Origin of the sequence: Streptococcus sp. 2022WUSS083 (genome assembly GCF_044427155.1) — a bacterium.
GTDB classification, from domain to species: domain Bacteria; phylum Bacillota; class Bacilli; order Lactobacillales; family Streptococcaceae; genus Streptococcus; species Streptococcus hashimotonensis.
In genome coordinates this window covers 328393-347135 of the sequence record NZ_JAOTGK010000003.1, presented here as the reverse complement: position 1 = coordinate 347135, position 18743 = coordinate 328393, and the positions used below count along the sequence as shown (strand labels likewise).

The 18743-nt window shown below is 39.3% G+C and carries 19 protein-coding genes and 1 pseudogene; 14 read left to right on the top strand and 6 right to left on the bottom strand.

Translation table 11 applies throughout. The features are described 5' to 3' along the window. Window positions 1-146: 146 nt before the first annotated feature. A pseudogene (locus ODU41_RS05650) lies at window positions 147-1217 on the top strand (recombinase family protein); the annotation flags it as partial. Between the two features lie 633 nt (window positions 1218-1850). Then, entirely contained in the window at window positions 1851-2822 is a 972-nt protein-coding gene (locus ODU41_RS05645) for a Gfo/Idh/MocA family protein (RefSeq protein WP_398578747.1), read from the top strand. Here ODU41_RS05645 and ODU41_RS05640 read toward each other — a convergent pair. After that, on the bottom strand, window positions 2797-3567 hold the full coding sequence (locus ODU41_RS05640; RefSeq protein ID WP_248017583.1) for an AraC family transcriptional regulator: 771 nt from the start codon (window positions 3565-3567) through the stop codon (window positions 2797-2799). The two genes, ODU41_RS05645 and ODU41_RS05640, sit on opposite strands and share 26 nt — an antisense overlap. A gap of 47 nt (window positions 3568-3614) precedes the next feature. On the opposite strand from ODU41_RS05640, the gene ODU41_RS05635 reads away from it, so the two are divergent. The 11 genes from ODU41_RS05635 to ODU41_RS05585 all read left to right on the top strand — a co-directional run bounded on the left by ODU41_RS05635 (window position 3615) and on the right by ODU41_RS05585 (window position 11891). Beyond that, window positions 3615-4274, top strand: coding sequence for a DUF2271 domain-containing protein (locus ODU41_RS05635; protein WP_074391209.1), 660 nt, complete (start codon window positions 3615-3617; stop codon window positions 4272-4274). Next, on the top strand, window positions 4267-5034 hold the full coding sequence (locus ODU41_RS05630; protein ID WP_074391208.1) for an FAD:protein FMN transferase: 768 nt from the start codon (window positions 4267-4269) through the stop codon (window positions 5032-5034). The genes ODU41_RS05635 and ODU41_RS05630 overlap by 8 nt, the downstream gene beginning before the upstream one ends. Next, entirely contained in the window at window positions 5028-6290 is a 1263-nt protein-coding gene (locus tag ODU41_RS05625; protein WP_074391207.1) for an FAD-dependent oxidoreductase, read from the top strand. Before ODU41_RS05630 ends, ODU41_RS05625 begins: the two co-directional genes overlap by 7 nt. A 425-nt stretch (window positions 6291-6715) precedes the next feature. Continuing rightward, window positions 6716-7720, top strand: a complete 1005-nt coding sequence (locus ODU41_RS05620; RefSeq protein WP_079848508.1) for a hypothetical protein — start codon at window positions 6716-6718, stop codon at window positions 7718-7720. Next, window positions 7717-7905, top strand: a complete 189-nt coding sequence (locus ODU41_RS05615; protein ID WP_398578746.1) for a hypothetical protein — start codon at window positions 7717-7719, stop codon at window positions 7903-7905. The genes ODU41_RS05620 and ODU41_RS05615 overlap by 4 nt, the downstream gene beginning before the upstream one ends. Before the next feature lie 441 nt (window positions 7906-8346). Then, on the top strand, window positions 8347-9309 hold the full coding sequence (locus tag ODU41_RS05610) for a DNA/RNA non-specific endonuclease (RefSeq protein ID WP_370695983.1): 963 nt from the start codon (window positions 8347-8349) through the stop codon (window positions 9307-9309). Window positions 9310-9532: 223 nt separating this feature from the next. Then, on the top strand, window positions 9533-10180 hold the full coding sequence (locus tag ODU41_RS05605; RefSeq protein ID WP_074391204.1) for a tetratricopeptide repeat protein: 648 nt from the start codon (window positions 9533-9535) through the stop codon (window positions 10178-10180). A gap of 10 nt (window positions 10181-10190) precedes the next feature. Further along, a complete protein-coding gene (locus tag ODU41_RS05600; protein ID WP_074391203.1) occupies window positions 10191-10475 on the top strand; it encodes a hypothetical protein in 285 nt (94 codons plus the stop codon). Between the two features lie 72 nt (window positions 10476-10547). Continuing rightward, a complete protein-coding gene (locus ODU41_RS05595; protein ID WP_074391202.1) occupies window positions 10548-11324 on the top strand; it encodes a nucleotidyltransferase domain-containing protein in 777 nt (258 codons plus the stop codon). A gap of 182 nt (window positions 11325-11506) precedes the next feature. Continuing rightward, window positions 11507-11722: a hypothetical protein gene (locus ODU41_RS05590; protein WP_074391201.1), complete on the top strand. Its 216-nt coding sequence runs from the start codon at window positions 11507-11509 to the stop codon at window positions 11720-11722. A 25-nt stretch (window positions 11723-11747) separates the two neighbouring features. Continuing rightward, on the top strand, window positions 11748-11891 hold the full coding sequence (locus tag ODU41_RS05585) for a hypothetical protein (protein WP_398578745.1): 144 nt from the start codon (window positions 11748-11750) through the stop codon (window positions 11889-11891). A gap of 161 nt (window positions 11892-12052) precedes the next feature. Here the strand turns inward: ODU41_RS05585 and ODU41_RS05580 are convergent, their stop codons facing one another. The 4 genes from ODU41_RS05580 to ODU41_RS05565 form a co-directional block, all read right to left on the bottom strand. Further along, window positions 12053-13771 (bottom strand): phospho-sugar mutase, encoded by a 1719-nt coding sequence (locus tag ODU41_RS05580; protein WP_024384389.1) that lies wholly within the window; start codon window positions 13769-13771, stop codon window positions 12053-12055. 90 nt (window positions 13772-13861) lie between these two features. Beyond that, window positions 13862-14431 carry an ECF transporter S component gene (locus ODU41_RS05575; RefSeq protein ID WP_014638079.1) on the bottom strand — a complete coding sequence of 190 codons (570 nt, stop codon included), beginning with the start codon at window positions 14429-14431 and terminating at the stop codon, window positions 13862-13864. Next, a complete protein-coding gene (gene coaC / locus ODU41_RS05570) occupies window positions 14418-14966 on the bottom strand; it encodes a phosphopantothenoylcysteine decarboxylase (RefSeq protein WP_398578744.1) in 549 nt (182 codons plus the stop codon). Before coaC ends, ODU41_RS05575 begins: the two co-directional genes overlap by 14 nt. Beyond that, complete coding sequence (locus ODU41_RS05565) at window positions 14959-15654, bottom strand: phosphopantothenate--cysteine ligase (protein WP_024382938.1); 696 nt, start codon at window positions 15652-15654, stop codon at window positions 14959-14961. Before ODU41_RS05565 ends, coaC begins: the two co-directional genes overlap by 8 nt. A gap of 400 nt (window positions 15655-16054) precedes the next feature. Here ODU41_RS05565 and ODU41_RS05560 point away from each other — a divergent pair, with 400 nt between their 5' ends. Next, entirely contained in the window at window positions 16055-17725 is a 1671-nt protein-coding gene (locus tag ODU41_RS05560) for a formate--tetrahydrofolate ligase (protein ID WP_044752917.1), read from the top strand. Between the two features lie 39 nt (window positions 17726-17764). Here the strand turns inward: ODU41_RS05560 and ODU41_RS05555 are convergent, their stop codons facing one another. Continuing rightward, window positions 17765-18574 carry a PrsW family glutamic-type intramembrane protease gene (locus ODU41_RS05555; RefSeq protein WP_044676451.1) on the bottom strand — a complete coding sequence of 270 codons (810 nt, stop codon included), beginning with the start codon at window positions 18572-18574 and terminating at the stop codon, window positions 17765-17767. Between the last annotated feature and the right edge of the window lie 169 nt (window positions 18575-18743).

Genomic DNA, 18743 nt, shown 5'->3' with positions numbered 1-18743 from the left:
AGCAAAACCCCCCTTTGCTGAGGTGGCAGAGGGCAGGTTTTTTTGTTTCTTTTTTCTCGTAAAAAAAAGAAAGGTCTTAAAGGTTTTATGGTTTTGGTCGGCACTGCCGACAGCCTCGCAGAGCACACACTTTATGAATATAAAGTATAGGAATCATAAAGAATGAAAAATATAAAGGCGATATTCTAATGGGCAAAACTTTTACAGTGGATCCAATAAGCAAGAGACGTTTAAGTAATTTTGGTGAAGAAGATAAGTACTACATCAAAGATAATCATGAACCTATAATATCTAAAGAAGACTTTGAGAAAGCTCAGGAGATAAGACTTCGTCGAGCAGGAAATAAGAAGACTGCTGCAAATGTAAATGGCAAGCGTGAACGCTATTCAAAAATGTATGCTTTTAGTAGCATGTTAGAATGTGGTTTTTGTGGTTCAATATTATCTAGAAGAAGTTGGCACTGCCGTTCAGATTATCGCAAGGTTGTGTGGCACTGTGTTACATCGATAAAGAAAGGAAAGAAATTTTGTAAGCATAGTAAAGGATTAGAAGAGCTCGCTATTGAGGGGGCTTTCATGGAAGCTTACAGAAAACTTTATCATTCAAATGAAAACTTAATGACAGACTTACTTGAAACGATTGAATCTGAATTGAATGACAATAGCCTTAATAAGGAACTAAAAAGGATTACAAACAAACTTCGAACATTACTAAAAAAAGAGGAAAATCTTGTAAATCTAAGGCTCGAAGGGAAAATTAGCGATACCATATACAATGAAAAGTACAATGAAATTTCCTCAGAAAAAGAGTTTCTAGCAGAAGAGAAGGTAAATATTGAAACAACCTTAAAATCAGAAATCGATGTAAAGAAAAGACTAACTGAGTTTAAGCACTTGCTATCTTCACAGAAAATGCTTACGGAGTTTGATCGTGCAGTTTTTGAAAGTATTGTTGAGAAAATTATTGTAGGTGGAGTTAATAGCGAAGGAGAAATTGATCCTGCAATGTTAACCATAATATTCAAAACAGGTGAAACTCAAAACAAGGATGGAAAAAAATTTAAAAGTAAACGTAAAAATGCTAAACTAGAAACAGATAAATTGTGTCCTCAAAACAGTGACGAGGATAAAAAATTGTATTCTCAAGGAACAGACTACACACGTGGAGTGTGTTACTCTGCTCGTAAAAGCTTAGAAACCTTTGAACGAAATGGTTAATGAAAAGCCTTGATTGCAAGGCTTGAGCTTTGTGGTGGGAAAGTATCAGAGTAACTATTTCAGTTGAAGTAGTTGATGTGCTGGTGGATTTTAGAGGGATTTATTTCCGTAGACGCAAGGGGGGACATGAGATAAGGAGTATGAGGGAATAGATGTCCCCACCCCTTCCTAATTTGGAAATCAAGTAGAGTGTGTTCGAGGACAGTTAAAACAAGTTATATGGCATAGAATAAGAAAAATTAAGGTAACTAAGTTTATTATGTTATTGAGAAAAGGATTGATTTAAATGAGGTATGATGTTGCATTTGGGAGCTTTTGTTCTAGAGCCAGTCGGCTTATTGTTGGAACTGATTGAAAAAGAAAACAATCGTTGTTAACTTTGGCGAGTCCGACAGTTGTTTTAATATAACTTTGAGCTAGCCACCGTCTTAAACGGTTCTACTAGTGGGGTGAGTTTGAGCTCACCTCTTTTTCTATTTCCATATAACACCAATAGAAAGAAAAATAAAAAAACATGGCCTTTATTCATAAAGTTGAAGATAAAGTTTCGTAGAATAGGATAAGTTTACCTTGGGTATTTTTCCTATAATAGTTGACAGAAAGGCATCCCAAAGGGGATGATGGGTATGTTTAATGAAGCTTGCAATTTTAGGTGCTGGTATGATTGTGAAGGATGTTCTGCCAGTCCTTACACAGATTGATGAGATTTCCTTGGAGGTTATTTTATCTAGTTCTCGGAGTTTGGAGGAAACAAAAAATCTTGCAGCAACCTACAAGATAAAAGAGGTGACGAGTGACTATGACAGCATTCTGTCCAATCCTGAGATTGACACCGTCTATGTTGCCTTGCCAAATCACCTTCACTATCACTATGCCAAGCAAGCCTTGGAGGCGGGGAAACATGTGATTTGCGAAAAGCCGTTCACACTGAGGGAGAGAGAATTGGATGAGTTGCAGGCAGTGGCTCAAGAAAAAAATCTATTCTTGCTGGAAGCCATCACCAACCAATACCTGCCGAATTTTCAGGTCATCAAAGACCAGTTGGCAAATCTTGGTGACATTAAAATTGTTTCCTGCAATTATTCCCAGTATTCTTCGCGTTATGATACCTTTAAGCGGGGCAATATCTTGCCAGCCTTTGACCCTCAAAAAGGTGGTGGCGCTTTGAGAGATATTAACATCTACAACATCCACCTGATGGTCGGCTTGTTCGGTCGTCCCAAGTCGGTCTCTTATGCGGCGAATATGGAAAAAGGAGTTGATACTTCAGGCATTCTTTCCCTTGATTATGGCGATTTTCAGGCCATTTGTATCGGTGCCAAGGATTCATCGTCAACCATTTCGTCAACGATTCAGGGAACGGACGGTTTTATCCGCATCGATGGACCGACCAACGAACTGCCGTCAGTCTTTGTCCAAACAGGAAAAGACAAGGGACAAGTTTTAGATAAAAATGCTGGTCAGCACAGGATGTATGCCGAATTTGTTGAGTTTAACCGAATCATTACTGAGCGTGATGTTGAAACGATGGCAAAGCAATTTGAGCATAGTCGTCAGGTGTTGGCGATTGTTGATGAGGTCAGTCCCTATCAGCTGGCTGATTGAGGAAGTAGTCTGGTCGACCATGTTTGCGGTATTGACTGGGGCTGAGACCAGTTTGTTTTTTAAACTGCCGATTAAAATAGGTTTGGTTGCCGAAGGCTAAAATCTGACTGATTTCGGTAAAATTGTAGTCCGAGTAGCGAATCATATTTTCAGCTGTTCGAATGCGTTGGTTATTGATATAGCTTGTAATGGTCATGCCTGTCTCATCCTTGAAGAGTCGGGACAGGTAGTTAGGCGATAGATTGACCGAATCGCTCAGGTCTGGCACAGAAATCTTCTCATGGAGATGTTGGTCGATATAGTCCAGACAGGTCATGACTGGTTTTGAAAATATCCGCTGGTGTTGCACTTGTTTCACTTCCTTAAGGAAATAGGCAATCATTTTCTGCTGGATGCCCTTAATTTCTGTGAAATCCTTAGCCTCATCCATCTGGTGGATGAACAAATCACTAATATTGTACGCTTTTTCCGCCTCGACACCAGCTTCAATGACAAATCGAGTGGCAAGGGTGGCGTTGGCGATAAACATATAGCGACTACTTTGGAGGGTGTTCTTAGAGAGGCTGACAGAACGCATTTTTTCAAAGATGCGTTCCCCTTCAGTCAGGGCTTCGTCCTTACCTTGAGCAAGGAGATGGTATTGACGCATATCTTCCGAATAGGAATCGAAGTGCTTGAACTGATTCTCACGATTGAGATAGGTCATGTAGGCTAATTTGGCTGAGACGGAGTTTTTCTCTAACATAGCCCTATCATATCATAAATTATCAACAAACTAAAAAGAAAGGTTTTATGATGAAAAAATCACTCCCTGTATGGCTCAGTGTTGGTGCCTTTACCATTCTGACTTATCTTTCCATTTATACCAATTTTTGGAAGACGGATGCTGGTGGGACAGCAGTTGCGACTGGTCAGGTTGATATTGCTGACTCGGAAACGCATACTGATAGTCTAGATTCGGATTCAACCACTTCATCAAACCAAGTGACCATTTTACTGGATTACCAACGCATGGCGGGGTCGGCATCAAACCAGGTGGCAATCTGGGTCGAGAACCAGGCTGGTGAAGTCGTCCGAACCCTGTCGGTCAGTCGCTTTACGGCTCAGGGAGGTTTTTCTCGCCGTCCCGATAGTCTAAATCATTGGGTGTCAGCAGTTCAAGCCAGTCAGCTCAGTCAACAGCAACTGGATTTGGTGACAAGTCCAACGCCGTCAACAGGGGAAAATACCTATATTTGGGATGGCAAGACTGACGATGGACTGGGACTTGAAGATGGTCTATACACCATTTATCTGGAGGGAACCCTCTACTGGGAGAGCAATGTCCTCTTCCAGCAAGACATCGTCCTTGAAAATGGTTTTTTTTCCCTAGTTGGAGACGTAACTAGCGTCTATTCGAGTGATGATTCCTTTAACAAGGAGATGATTCAGGGGGTAAGTGTCAATGTCTAACTATCTCTATCAGCTTTACCATTTCTTTCATATGGATACCGTCTTTACCATCCAACTGGCGAGCCAGCGTTCCATGGATAAGGTTGAAGTTGCCCAAGTCTCGCAAGCCCTGCACCAGACTGACCAATTTTTAAAGAGTGTGGAAGAATCACTTTCTGCCTTTCTCGAAACCAGTTCACTCAGTCGTTACCGTCGTCGAGAGCCTGTCATCAATGATAAACTGGCGACCATCATTGGTCTAGCTCGACATCTTGAAGAAAAATCAGGTTATCTCTTTCATCCCTATGATGAGCGAGGTTTCAATCCCACCTCCTTTGTCAAAGGCTGGGCTGTTGAGGAAGTTGTCAAGGGCATCTGGACTGATTTGGTCAATCAAGGGGTCTTGGTTTCAATCATCTTAAACGGTGGCGGTGATATGTTTTGCTTTAGCCAGGAAAACAATGATTTTGAATGGAAAGTTACCGTTGCCCCTCCAAATGCCCGTTTAAAAATGGATAAGGTAATTTCTCTAAGGCAAGGTGGGGTGGCGACATCAGGGAAAAGTCAACGAGGCAATCATTTTTGGAAGGGAAAGTCCAATTCCCTTGCTCAAATCACCCTAGTCGGTCAGTCTTTGGTTGACATGGATGCCTGGTCAACCCTGTTGATGACCCTGTCGGATGAGGAAGTTGGGGCATTTATCAGACAACACGCCCTGACTGCAACCCTAGTGACTAATGATAATCAGATTTTACAGTATAATGGAGGTCTTTTATGTTAAAACATCATCGGTTTTACCTAAATTGTTTGTGGCTAGGTTTGCTCTTTTTGATTCCCCTACCAGCAATTAGCCTACTCTTTGCACAACTTAGTTTGGATGGCAGAAGTCAAGTCGGCGTTCTCTACGGCTTGGTTGCCTATGTCTGGTTTTTAGTGGTCATTTGGCTGTCCTCCAGACCCAGTTGGTTAGATCGTTTAATTGGTTTGCCTGATATGTATATCATTCACGGGATAACCAGTCTTTTTGCTCTGGGCTTGAGCCACCTCCATAAATGGTTGCTCCCTTCGGAAGACCTGCCTAAGTTTTTAGGAGATATCGCCTTTTATCTCTTTCTGACCCTGATTGCCTACTCCCTTATTTTTATGGCGGGTTGGCTGACCAGTCGCTGGGTCTGGCTGGTAAATCTCAAGCGGTTCTTAGAAAAGCTCTTCAAACACGAGTTTAGCATTTGGATTCATCGCCTGAATCTTCTTGCTGTGATTCTAGTTTATCTTCATATCTGGGTCATTGATTATATCCGTCAAGCCACTGGTTTTATGGTGTTAATCAGTCTTTATACCCTCTTTGCCCTTGGTTCATATGCCGTTTTTAAGCTAAAGAAGTGGCAGTCTGGTGTATTGCTTTCCCTAGAGTATCTGGATGATGGTTTGCTGAAACTGGATGTTAAGAGTCAGAACCTGACCCGATTTAAAGCAGGGGATTTTATCTTCATTAGGTTTCCTAATCAGCCAGATTTAGCTGAGCCCCACCCCTTTTCTCTTGCGTGTTTTGATGATTATAGCTTTTCCCTCATTATCGACCAGGTGGGTGATTTTACTCAAGCCTTAGCTCGACTTGATATTGGAGAGGGACTTGAATTTACCCACGGCTACGGGGTACTTCATCGTTTCAAATCATCGCTTCTACGGCAGGATAAACTGGTTATGATTGCGGGTGGTGTAGGTATCGTCCCCTTTCTATCCTTGATTGAAAAAAATCCCCGTCAGACGATTCATCTGATTCATACCGTAAAAAATGGCAGAGCAAAAATTGCCTATGACTGGCTACAATGCCTAGCAACTAAGCGACCAAATTTCACCTATTTTGCTCAAGAGGGACGACTGGATGAGACCCAGTTGAAGGAACTCATCCCCCTAGACCGTGACAATTTTTTCCTCATTGCAGGTCCAATGGCAATGAACCGTGCCTACCAAAATTATTTGGTCAAAAATGGCATCCCAGAAGACCGCATCTTTTATGAAAGCTTTGCCTTTTAATACTCATTTAAAACATGTGGAGTGCGTCGCTCTGCTTGTAAAAGCTTAGAAACCTTTGAACGAAAGGGATAATGAAAAGCCTTGATTGTAAGGCTTTTTGCTTTGTGGTGGGAAAGTATCAGAGTGAGTAGAAGTGCTAGTATGAAATTATCTAATTCTATTTCCAATCCCCCTGTGGGGATATGTTTATTTCTATTGAAAAGGAATTTTTAGGAATAGAAACGTATTCACCAAGTCTATGAAACTAGAGTAGGGTTTAATCTAGGGAATTTAGTAGACTTTTCTTTATATATAAATGCAAAAACCTAATGTGATGTTTTATTAACAAGCTTTTAGTGATATAATTAGAGTAATAAGTGATATTTTGGTTGAAATCACTAAAGTAAAAGCCCGATTATTATGAACTATTTGAAAGGGGTAAATTAATGAATGAAGAAATTATATATTATGGTCCAGATGATTATGAGATTCTAGATGTTGAGGCGTTTGAAGCAAAACCTACAAGTGTATTTGGTAACCTTCCAGAAATTGCAAGACCATTATTAAGCAAAGCTAACACAATTTTTTCTCAAATAGAGAAGTTGCTCTATACTGCTCCATCATTTATTAATGCAGTAAAGTCAACAGTACCAGAAGAAGCCTTACAGGCTGTATTGTCTAAAGAGCAAAAACAAGCAATTGCAAAAGGTGCTTTAAAATTAATGACTAAAAAAGACGGTTCATTAATGGCAACATTGTTGAATACGGAAACTGGGAAAATTGCTGCGACAGTCCCCCTGGAAACTGTGAATCTTGCGCCAGAAATTACTGAATCCATTTCCAACTATTCGTCACAACTTCAAATGGCACGACTTGCGGAGCAGATTGAAAATGTTCAGCTTGCGATTGAGGATGTCAGAAAGGGGCAGGAGTCTGATAGGTTAGCTATAGCATACAGCTGTCAACAAAAATTAATTCAAGCAAGGGAAATTGTCAACCCACAGTTAAGAACTTCAATGCTTCTTCAGGTAATTTCTGATGCTGAAGATAGTCGCAATCTTTTGATGCTAAGCCAAAAATCTAATGTTTCTTTTATTCAAGAACAACCTGAAGATACTTTTGGTAAATTATTAAAAGGTGTTAAACAAGAAACAATTGATTCTAGAATAAGTGAAATAAGAGATGGACTATCTGCTGTAAATATTGTTTCTTTGTCAGCCGCAATGGCTTATAATGAATTGGGTGAAGAGAAGGCTGCTCAAAAAAGTCTCGAATACTTTGCACATTTTATAAATGATACATATCTAGCAACACCACATTTGGTGGAACGATTGGATTTACTTGATCCATCTCCAACAAATTATTGGACTGAAGAGTTACCTAAAATCAATGCAACAATATTAGAATTACCTAATAATTTAAAAGAGATTGAAACTGAGGATTTAACATGATAGAAAAAAATACGTGTAAAAAATGTGGTAGAATCATTCCAAAAGATTATAAATATAATAAGTGTGAATCATGTAGAAATAAGATACTGGGTGGAATACGTAAAGCTGGGAAAGTAATGGGTGGTATTGCTATAACTGCTGCACCTTTTATATTAAACAAAGTTCTTGGAGGTAGAAAGAAATAATTTGCCCTCTTAGAAAGGAAATTTCCTAAATTGTATTACAATCTTAGTCTATTTGAAACAAGTTGAATACAAGTGCTATAAGCATAGGATTAAAACTCTTGCAATCGTTAGGTTTCAAGAGTTTTTTATTAGTTTTGAAATTGAATAATTTAGCTTTGCTTTTTACTAAATGTTTTTGCGGTATTGTTTAATGAAATCTATTAATTACATTTTCACTCGTCCATATTCTATTTTTAAATACCATATTAAAAAGGGAGAGATAGTTTTTACTTTCAATACCTATAAAGAATTGATTTTTTTACCGCGAGAGTGTATTATATGAATATAGTGTATATTATTCCTGTTTTATCTGTATTATGGAAAATTGGTGGAATGTATAGTACAAATGTTTCCGATATACAATTTTTGGGCTATCATTTCAACCACTAATATCTAGGAGAATTGATTATGAAAAGAATTTGTCTATTTTTACTTGTGTTCATTTCCTTTCTTGTAAGTGGTTTTCCTGTTAAAGCTAACCAAGAAAGTATTGATTACGGTAGTCTAAACTTAATTCCGTTCAATGGAAATAAGCAGATTGTGCTTGGTGAATTTGATACGTTAGGTAGGGCAACTTCCGCACATATTCAACTTCAGGATAAGGATGAACCTAAGAAGCGTAGGGAACCACGGATAAAATTTACTCCTGTTGGATGGCATAACTATAAAATTGCCTATGGTAATCAAGGTAAAAAATCTTGGCTTTTTAATAGGGGCCATCTGATTGGTTACCAATTTAGTGGTTTGACAGACGAAGGAAAAAATTTGGTTCCCTTGACTGCTTGGACAAATAGCGGGAACTATAAAGGAACAGATGATAGCAATTTCGAGAGCATGCTTTACTATGAAAATCGTTTGGATAGTTGGCTAGCAAATCACCCTCATTTTTGGTTAGATTATAAAGTAACTCCTATTTATTCCGGTGATGAGCTGATACCAAGGCAGATTTCTCTTCAATATGTTGGTTTGGATGAATCTGGATATCTAATAAACATAAACCTTGGAAGTCCGAAAGAGTCGGTAGATGGATATGGAATTACAACTGTCATCTTAGATAATTATTCTAAAAATGCAACAATAGATTATTTGAAAGGTACTGCGACACCATCCTTAGTTTCAACTGATGAAACTAGTCAAACTGCCTCCTCTAGTGTTGCGCCGGAATCACAACTAAGCGAAAGTAGTCAAGTAGCTCAATCTGAAACTCAGCTTGCTCCAGTTGTTTATATTGCTAGGAATGGAAATGCGGATGTTTATTGGTATTCTAAAGAAAACATGCCAGCCAATACCAATTTTGCAAAGGTTATTGAGATGTCAGAGGAACAAGCACTTAGTTTAGGCAAGCGACACACAACTAAAGAATAAATTAGTTAAGAAATTCATTATTCAATATAGAAATGGGAGTAGTTGGTTGACTTGCTCCTATTTTTATGATGTGGAATTCGTTTATTAATAGACATATCTTTTTTGTAGCTGTGACAGCGATATTGCAGTTTATTGTTGTTTTAATGGTATAATCAATTTATAAATATTAAAATATATGTTTGCAAGTGGTCGCCGAAACTAGTGTTGAATGAAGGAGGATAAAATGAACAATACATTACAATTATCGGAAGCGGATTACAAAGCGATTGAAAACAATGATTCAGGTTATCTAAATAGCAAAGGAGCAAATTTTTATCGCGATGGTGAATACGGCCTTGCTGCTGCCTACTATCATCTAGCGGCTAGTATGGGAAATTCAGATGCTATGTCAAATTTGGGTTATTGTTATTTATATGGTAGACATTCTGAACCAAACTTGAGACTTGCACTTGCTTATTTCAAGCTAGCAGCTAAGAAGGAAAATATTGACGCTACTTATAAATTAGGAGATATCTATAGAACTACAAAATGGGGAATTCAGGATGAAGAATTGTCTCTTTATTATTATCGATTGGCTGTATCCTATCTATTAGATGAGCCTTTGGAGGCTTTATATGATATCACTTGGTATCAGGCACTTGAAAATTATCCAAGTTTGTGCCTTGCTTTGGGAAAATCGATGCTTTTGGATGGCCAACTGTTTGTAAATCTTGATCTTGCCTATCAATTTTTACGGTTTGCTCAAAAAGGCTATGAAATCGAACTGCAAAATAATGGAACTTATTATCAATCTGTGTATGAACAGGTTGTAGAATTACTTGGGCATTCACAATTTGATACTGTTCGACACCGATGGGATGATTTATTTTGAGGTGGAAAAAATGGGAGACGTGGATATTGAAATTGATGGATTTTGGTGCAAGAAGTGCGAGGAATTGCACCCGACTCTGTACTGGCATGAAAAATTTGACGAGTATTTACGGAATCGCAGAAAAGAATGGGACTATCAAAAGAATATTCGCCCAAATCTTTTTAAAAATGCCGTTTATCAGGATTGCCTTCCCAATTTGGGCCTAACCGAACAGAGCTTTCAAGAAGCTTGTGTTTCATGTGGCGAATTAACATATTTTTACCAGTCTAAAAACGAACCAGTTTATCTGTTCTAATGAATATAACTATGCTGATAATCCAGATGATTTTAAAGCATATGAGGATTATCTAAAGAAAGAAAAGTAATAATGAAAACACAAAATGAAATGATGACCTTAGTCCCCCAAAAATTGCGGGAGATTGAGAAGGAATTTGATGTCGAGGTCTTGTGGGCAATCGAATCAGGTAGTCGTGCTTGGGGTTTTGAATCACCAGACAGTGACTTCGATGTTCGTTTTATCTACAAGCATAAGCCGGATTTTTATTTGGCTTTGGATAAAGGCCGAGATGTGATTGAATTGCCGATTGATGAAACCTGGGATGTGAGTGGGTGGGATCTAGACAAAACCTTGAAACTCTTGTTTAAGTCAAACCCAACCTTATTTGAATGGTTGCAATCGCCGATTGTCTATCATCAGACAGATTTTATTGAGCGAATTCGCCAGTATGCTCAGACCTATTTTTCTGAGAAAAAAATGCTCTATCATTATCTCAACACTGCCAAAGGTAATATGCAAAAATACCTGCTTTGTGAACAGGTCAAACCTAAAAAATATTTTTATGCTTTGCGCCCAATTTTGGCATGTCGCTGGATTGAGAAGTATCATACCATTCCCCCTATTTTGTTTGATGACCTTGTTCAGGCTTTGCTTCCAGAGGAAATGAAACCCCATGTCGCAGCATTGCTGGACTTGAAAATCAACCATCCAGAAGAAACACTCATTTCATCCTTACTTCCGATTCAAAACTATTTGGAAGAAAGCATTCGAGAAATTGAAGCCTATATCCAAATTGTTCAGGATGAGAGACAGGATATCTTTCCACTGAATCGCTTCTTTTTGGAAGAATTAGGGATGGAGAGTTAGGTAGCTTGCAGACTTCTCTAGTTTTAACTGTATTTTCAGTTATAAAGATTGCATGAATGAATAGTACAAAATCGATGAGGTTTTGTCTTCGATGTACTTGGGAATTGTAGGGGGTTAGCTGAATTTAGAAGTTAAACATGATAGAATGTATTTACAAACCATCTTTACAATAAGGAATAACTATGGCAAATACTAAACCCGTCAACTTCATAGTAGATGCAACTTTTTATGAACAAACTAAAGAACCCAAAGAGTACGTAAACAGTGATATACAAGTGACGGAATTTCAAGTTGCCTTTGAAGGCTTTAAAAAGGAAATTCTGATTGGTCATCAAAAAATTGAGCAAGGTAAACTAACATCTTTGGCGGTTGAGAGAAAAGATTTTGTGCTTGAATAATCATAAATGATGCCAAGTTTTCCTCATGGATCAAGCAAAAAAGGGCTTGAGAGGGATTTATGAATATATCTTACTTAATTTCTACATTCAACAATCTGCAGACAGCAAACTAGACCTTATTCTAACTGCACTTGAAACTCTAGAGACTTTACCCGAACATTTGGAGTAAGTCTGATTTTGATTTTCATTGAGTATAAGAAGCACTGCAAATAAAAAACACCTTAGAAAATTATTGCTCAATTGCAATTTTTTATGAGGTTCATGTTTTCTGCTAATATTTTAATTGACTAGAAAAGAGCCGCAATTGCGACTCTTTTTAGCTTATGATGATTACCCAACAAATTCGTTGATTTCTTTTTCGATATTGGCAATTTTTTCTTCCGCTTCGGCAAGTGTTTCACCAACTGTTGCGATGTAGAATTTGATTTTTGGTTCGGTTCCCGAAGGACGAACTGCAAACCAAGAATCATCTGCCAAGGTGTATTTCAAGACATCTGAAGGAGGAGTAGTGAGTTTTTCAACATTTCCATCTTTGTCTGTCTTAGTTTGAAGGGCAAAGTCTTCAAAGACCGCGATGTCAGTTGCGTTGAATTGTGCTGGTGAGTTATCGCGGAATTTAGCCATGATTGCCTTGATTTGTTCTGCACCGTCTTTACCAGAAAGAGTAACAGAGATTGTTTTCTCAGCAAAGTAGCCATATTCTTTGAAGATTTCATCGATACCGTCAGCCAAGGTCATGCCACGTGAACGGTAGTAGGCAGCAATTTCAGCAACCATAAGCACAGCCTGGATAGCATCCTTGTCACGTACAAATGGTTTGATCAAGTAACCAAAGCTTTCTTCAAAACCAAACATGTAAGTATGGTTGTGTTTTTCTTCGAACTCTTGGATTTTCTCAGCGATGAATTTGAAACCAGTCAAGACGTTGAACATGGTAGCACCGTAGCTTTCTGCAATCTTAGTTACCAACTCAGTGGATACGATTGACTTAGCAAGGGCAGCGTTTGCAGGAAGTGTGCCTGCTTGCTTGTGGGCTTCAAGGATGTATTTAGCAATGATAGCGCCGATTTGGTTACCAGAAAGGTTCCAGTATGAACCGTCAGCTTGACGAACTTCAACACCAACACGGTCAGCGTCAGGGTCAGTTGCAAGAAGGACATCTGCACCGACTTCACGGCCCAATTCTTCCGCAAGGGCAAATGCAGCTTGGCTTTCTGGGTTTGGTGAAGCGACAGTAGAGAAGTCAGGGTCAGCAGTTGCCTGTGCTTCAACAACTTGGACAGACTCAAAACCAGCCTGTGCAAGGGCACGACGAGCCAACATTTCACCCGTACCATGAAGTGGTGTGTAGACAATCTTCATGTCTTTACCGTATTCAGCAATCAATTCAGGGTTGATGTTGAGGTCTTTGAGTTCTTCAAGATATTTAAGGTCAGTTTCTTCGCCAAGAACTGTAATCAAGCCATTTTCCTTGCTGGCTTCAAGGTCAGCCAATTCAACTGCAAATGGATTGTCAATGGCACGGATGAAGTTGGTCAATGCATCTGCATCAGCTGGTGGCATTTGTCCGCCGTCTTCACCGTAAACCTTGTAGCCGTTAAATTCTTTCGGGTTGTGGCTGGCAGTCACCATGATACCTGCGATGGCATTGTAATGACGAACAGCAAATGACAACTCAGGAGTTGGACGAAGGCTTTCAAATACATAAGATTTGATACCATGCGCTGCCAAAACTTGAGCTGATTCAAAGGCAAATTCTGGAGAGAAGTGACGTGAGTCGTAAGCGATGGCAACACCACGTTTTTTAGCTTCTTCACCTTTTGATTCTACCAATTTTGCCAAACCTTCAGTAGCTTGACGAACGACGAATACGTTGATGCGGTTGGTACCAGCGCCAATATAACCACGCATACCAGCTGTACCAAATTCAAGATTTGTATAGAAGGCATCTTCTTTTGTTTTTTCATCCATTGCGACTAATTCTTCACGCAAGTAATCTGGAAGGTCCGCAAAGTCGAGCCATGTTTGATAGGTTTCTTGATAAGTCATCTCATATCTCCTTAAAAATTTTTCTATTAAACGCTTTCATTATACCATGTTTGAAAAGAAAAATCACGCTTTCACGTGATTTTCTGATATTTATTTTTGAACTTTCTGTAAAACTGGAACGATAGCTATGGTTAAGAGACCGGAGATGGTTAATTCTGCAATAGAATTGAATGAGACGATGCTAGCTAGTAACAATTTTATATCCCCAGCATATACATTAGAAAATAGGAAGAAGATACCAGTCAAGACAAAAATTGTATTTGTCAAGGTACCAGTAAGACCTGCTAGTAGGAGCCCCTTTTTGTTTTTCATCAATTTGTAAACAAAATATGGTGTAACTCCGATTAAAATACGTGGAACTAAGGCAATCAGGATAGAATTGAAGTTTCCATGTTCTACGAAAGGAGAGAAAACATAACTCATCGGTGAAAGGATTATGCTATTGCGGATGATACTCATTATTCCCATAAAACCACCCAGTTGTGCCCCCAAGCGTGGACCGTAAAGAATGGAAGCGATGATGATGGGAATATGGGTAATAGTCGGTTTTATTGGCAAGATAAAATTAGCAAAAATCATCTGACTGACCACTTCAATGACAATCATGATTGTTAGAAATATTGCAAGAGTCGCAACGTCCCTAGATTTATTTGTTTTCATTTAGAACCTCCATTACTTTGTTTAGAATCACATCAATCTCGGCCAGAGCACCTGTACCAAAGTCGCCGCAAGCAAGCAGGGCTTCACGTGGTTTGATTTCCTCAAAACCATACTCCATGAGGGTTTTGATATTTTTCTGGGTAGCAGGATTGAGGTACATGTTAGTATTCATAGCAGGTGCCAGCAGTTTTTTAGTACCAATTGGCAGAGCCAGAGCTGTTGCCGTAATAATGTTGTCAGCCATACCATTAGCTAATTTAGCTATCGTATTGGCAGAAGCAGGGGCAAGTAAAAATAAGTCTGTTTCTTTGGCAATATCGATATGCTTGATAAGAGTAGGATTTTCTTCAATCATGACATCTGTGTGAACCAGATTTTTTGACAAGGATTGGAGAGTCAAAGGTGTGATGAAGTCCATAGCAGAGCGACTCATGAGGACTGTAACCCGATGACCGAGCTTGGTCAATTGACTAGTTAGGTCAGCTGCTTTGTAGGCTGAAATAGAGCCAGTAACGGCAAGTGTGATATTAGCCATTTTGTTCTCCTTTTTCTAAGGTATTTAAAATGAGCTGAGCAATTTCATCTTTTGTCTGTGCTTGAATCTCCCTTGTTTTATCAACTAAATAGGCAATGTGTTGATTTTCTCCAATATCCTTCAAGTCATTAGCAAGTATATAATCAGCGCCATTTCGTTCAATACTTTGGCGAGCTACGGCAAATAATTCTTCCTTAGGAACATTAACCAATAGTTTGAAGCCAAAGAGTGTGATAGCTGGATTCCATTTTTTTACATAGGAAATGACCTTGGGAGTTTTTTTCAAGAAAAGAACTTGGTAGTCATCCTTGGATGAAATCTTACTTTCTGTATTCTGTTTTTTTAGTAGACTAGAAATGTCTTCAGTTGCTCTTAGTTCATCTAAACCAGTCATATAAACAGGTGTATAATCGGATACAGCCATGCTATGAATCAGAGCCTGATGTGTTTTGACTAAAGGTTCTAATGTTTCTTTCAAACTATCAACATTTGTAATTTCGATAATGGTTAAATTCTTCTGAGAATCTGGTTTAACAGCCTGTCTTGTAGTCACAAGAGTAACTTCATGACCGCGTTTCAAGGCTTGTTCGGCAATGATTTTTCCAAGATTTCCAGAAGCATGGTTTGTAATAGCGCGGACTTGATCGATAGCTTCGCTTGTTCCGCCTGATGTAATCAATAGTTTCATGTTCATATTTTACTAGAATTTTTATTTTTCGTAAAGTTTGCACTAATCTATTTGCTAATCAATCTGTGACACTGGAAAATGATGTTGCTGATACAAAAAAATATAAGGGTCTATATTAGATGGTGAAGTGCTTTATGCAAGCGGTCGTTTGCTTACTCATCAAGGCAATTTTTAAAGGAATATTGACTCTCTTTTGAAAAAACTAACTAAAACCAGTCTTAGATGGAAGTGTAGAGCTATGATGAGAATGCAGTTTTTAAAAATTTGTATCTGTTTAAGTAAGGAAAACTGTAGTTTTTCTGAAAATTCCGTACGTTAGTGAATAAATAGTAAAAAATATGCGAAAATAAGCCGTGGTATGGTATAATGTCCATAAAAAATAAGGAAATTAGGAGCTCTCATGAAAACAGATATTGAAATTGCACAAAGTGTAACCTTGAAACCAATCACAGAAATCGTTGAAAAAGTTGGTATCAGCTTTGACGATATTGAACTCTATGGAAAATACAAGGCAAAATTGTCCTTTGATAAAATCAATGCGGTGAAAGACAATGCGCCAGGGAAATTGATCTTGGTGACAGCTATCAACCCAACGCCAGCTGGTGAAGGTAAATCAACTATTACTATCGGTTTGGCAGATGCCTTGTCTAAAATTGGCAAGAAAACCATGATTGCCCTCCGTGAGCCTTCTTTGGGACCTGTCATGGGGATCAAAGGTGGAGCTGCAGGTGGTGGCTATGCTCAGGTCTTGCCTATGGAAGACATCAATTTGCATTTTACAGGCGACATGCATGCCATTACCACAGCAAACAACGCCCTTTCAGCCTTGATTGATAACCATATCCATCAGGGGAATGTGATTGGCATTGATCAACGTCGTATTATCTGGAAACGTGTTGTGGACCTCAACGATCGTGCCCTTCGTAAGGTAACAGTGGGCTTGGGTGGTCCGCTCAATGGTATTCCGCGTGAAGATGGTTTTGATATCACGGTCGCTTCTGAAATCATGGCGATTTTGTGCTTGGCGACAGACATCAATGACTTGAAAGAACGTTTGGCAAATATTGTTATCGGTTATCGTTTCGATCGCAGTCCTGTCTACGTGCGTGATTTGGCGGTGGAAGGTGCTCTTACCCTCATTTTGAAGGATGCCATTAAACCAAACCTTGTCCAAACCATCTATGGCACGCCAGCCTTTGTCCATGGCGGTCCATTTGCTAACATTGCTCATGGCTGCAACTCAGTCCTCGCTACCACAACTGCTCTGCGTTTGGCGGACTATACCGTCACAGAAGCAGGATTTGGTGCTGACCTTGGAGCAGAGAAGTTCCTTGACATTAAGGTACCGAACTTGCCTAAGGCTCCTGATGCTGTGGTGATTGTAGCAACCCTGCGTGCGCTTAAAATGCACGGTGGTGTAGCCAAGACAGAACTTTCTACTGAAAATGTAGAGGCTGTGAAAGCTGGTTTTTCTAACTTGAAGCGTCACGTTGAAAATATTCAGAAATACGGTATTCCAGCAGTTGTTGCTATCAATGAATTTGTATCTGATACAGCTGATGAAATTGCCGCGTTGAAAGAACTTTGCGCTGAAATTGGCGTACCTGTCGAGTTGGCAAGTGTTTGGGCAAATGGCGCTGATGGTGGTGTTGAATTGGCTGAGACAGTTGTTGCTACTATTGATAACCAAGTAGCAAACTACCAACGTCTTTACAAGTCTGAGGATAGCTTGGAAGAGAAAGTGACCAAGATTGTTACGCAGATCTACGGTGGTACAGGCGTTGTCTTTGAGAAGAAGGCTCGTAACCAGCTGGCTGAATTTGCTAAGAATGGTTGGGACAAGTTGCCAGTCTGCATGGCCAAGACCCAATACAGCTTCTCAGATGATCAGTTTGCCCTTGGAGCGCCGACAAACTTTGACATTACAGTCCGTGAATTTGTTCCAAAATTAGGAGCAGGCTTTATCGTTGCCTTAACAGGTGATGTCATGACCATGCCTGGTTTGCCAAAAGCACCCGCAGCTCTCAACATGGATGTGGCGGCAGATGGGACAGCTATCGGCTTGTTCTAACAAGAATATAAAAAATCCGCTCAAAGGCGGATTTTTTGTCTATTCAGATAGTTTCTCAACCGTTTGATAGGCAAGTAAGCCAAGGAAAATACTCAAGATAGGAAACACCGTCTGGAAGATGCCCGTGTTGAATGGTGAATTAAAGAGAAAATGGATTCCAAAGCTTGCACCAATCCAAAATACTCCCTGTGCTTTTGACATACCTGTATTTTTCGTGAGAAGGGCTACTAAGCCAATGGCAAAGAGAAGCGTGAAAACCCAATGGGCCCAACCAGCTTGACCAACGCGTTCAAGAATGGTTTCAAAGCCGTCTAATTTATTCATGAACATGTCTCTAAAAACAAAGGTGATGTCTTCCATGATTTGGAAACCTAATCCAACAATCACTCCGCTTACCAATGCATTTTTTAGTGTCATTTTTCTACAAATAAGCAGTACAAGTAGAACAGTTAGCCCTTTTCCGATTTCTTCTGCCAATGGACCTGAAATAGCTGCGCCCCAGTCATTTAGGAAATTATTACTAGCTTTAACGATTTCGAGCAGGAAATATCCGATAGCCGTATGTCCCAGTTCAGAAAAAGAGATGCTACTTGTTAAGCCTAAAAGCCAGCTAAGACCTATAATTTTCTTGGAGATGTTATAGCGTTTAGCTAAGGAATATGTCAGTACTAGTAGGGGGATGATGTAAATAGCGACCAAGGAAATTGTGAGGAGAAAGAGAGGATATTTAGCTTCCATGCCATTTGGCTTACCTAATTCTCCGAAGATAATTTTGCAACCGTTGACAAATCCAATCGTTGCTAAGACGACTGGAAGATAGGTTTTACACATTTGAAATTTTTCTTTCATAGTTTGACCTTTCTGTATCAATAAACTAGTGTATGGATACATTATATCAAAAATGAGTACGTTTTGTCTATAATCCGCCTATTTTTTATCTAAGCCTTCTCAGTTATTGTAATGTTTTTTCTTGTAACTAGGCCTCCATAATAGGCCGTAGCAGAATTGTGCCAAAAAT

Coding starts and splice junctions, on each gene's coding strand:
- ODU41_RS05595 (WP_074391202.1), top strand. CDS start 10,548: ATGAAAACACAAAATGAAATGATGACCTTAGTCCCCCAAAAATTGCGG.
- ODU41_RS05575 (WP_014638079.1), bottom strand. CDS start 14,431: ATGAAAACAAATAAATCTAGGGACGTTGCGACTCTTGCAATATTTCTA.
- ODU41_RS05625 (WP_074391207.1), top strand. CDS start 5,028: ATGTTAAAACATCATCGGTTTTACCTAAATTGTTTGTGGCTAGGTTTG.
- ODU41_RS05585 (WP_398578745.1), top strand. CDS start 11,748: ATGGATCAAGCAAAAAAGGGCTTGAGAGGGATTTATGAATATATCTTA.
- ODU41_RS05635 (WP_074391209.1), top strand. CDS start 3,615: ATGATGAAAAAATCACTCCCTGTATGGCTCAGTGTTGGTGCCTTTACC.
- ODU41_RS05615 (WP_398578746.1), top strand. CDS start 7,717: ATGATAGAAAAAAATACGTGTAAAAAATGTGGTAGAATCATTCCAAAA.
- ODU41_RS05645 (WP_398578747.1), top strand. CDS start 1,851: ATGAAGCTTGCAATTTTAGGTGCTGGTATGATTGTGAAGGATGTTCTG.
- ODU41_RS05555 (WP_044676451.1), bottom strand. CDS start 18,574: ATGAAAGAAAAATTTCAAATGTGTAAAACCTATCTTCCAGTCGTCTTA.
- ODU41_RS05620 (WP_079848508.1), top strand. CDS start 6,716: ATGAATGAAGAAATTATATATTATGGTCCAGATGATTATGAGATTCTA.
- ODU41_RS05580 (WP_024384389.1), bottom strand. CDS start 13,771: ATGACTTATCAAGAAACCTATCAAACATGGCTCGACTTTGCGGACCTT.
- coaC (WP_398578744.1), bottom strand. CDS start 14,966: ATGGCTAATATCACACTTGCCGTTACTGGCTCTATTTCAGCCTACAAA.
- ODU41_RS05565 (WP_024382938.1), bottom strand. CDS start 15,654: ATGAAACTATTGATTACATCAGGCGGAACAAGCGAAGCTATCGATCAA.
- ODU41_RS05560 (WP_044752917.1), top strand. CDS start 16,055: ATGAAAACAGATATTGAAATTGCACAAAGTGTAACCTTGAAACCAATC.
- ODU41_RS05605 (WP_074391204.1), top strand. CDS start 9,533: ATGAACAATACATTACAATTATCGGAAGCGGATTACAAAGCGATTGAA.
- ODU41_RS05630 (WP_074391208.1), top strand. CDS start 4,267: ATGTCTAACTATCTCTATCAGCTTTACCATTTCTTTCATATGGATACC.
- ODU41_RS05590 (WP_074391201.1), top strand. CDS start 11,507: ATGGCAAATACTAAACCCGTCAACTTCATAGTAGATGCAACTTTTTAT.
- ODU41_RS05640 (WP_248017583.1), bottom strand. CDS start 3,567: ATGTTAGAGAAAAACTCCGTCTCAGCCAAATTAGCCTACATGACCTAT.
- ODU41_RS05600 (WP_074391203.1), top strand. CDS start 10,191: ATGGGAGACGTGGATATTGAAATTGATGGATTTTGGTGCAAGAAGTGC.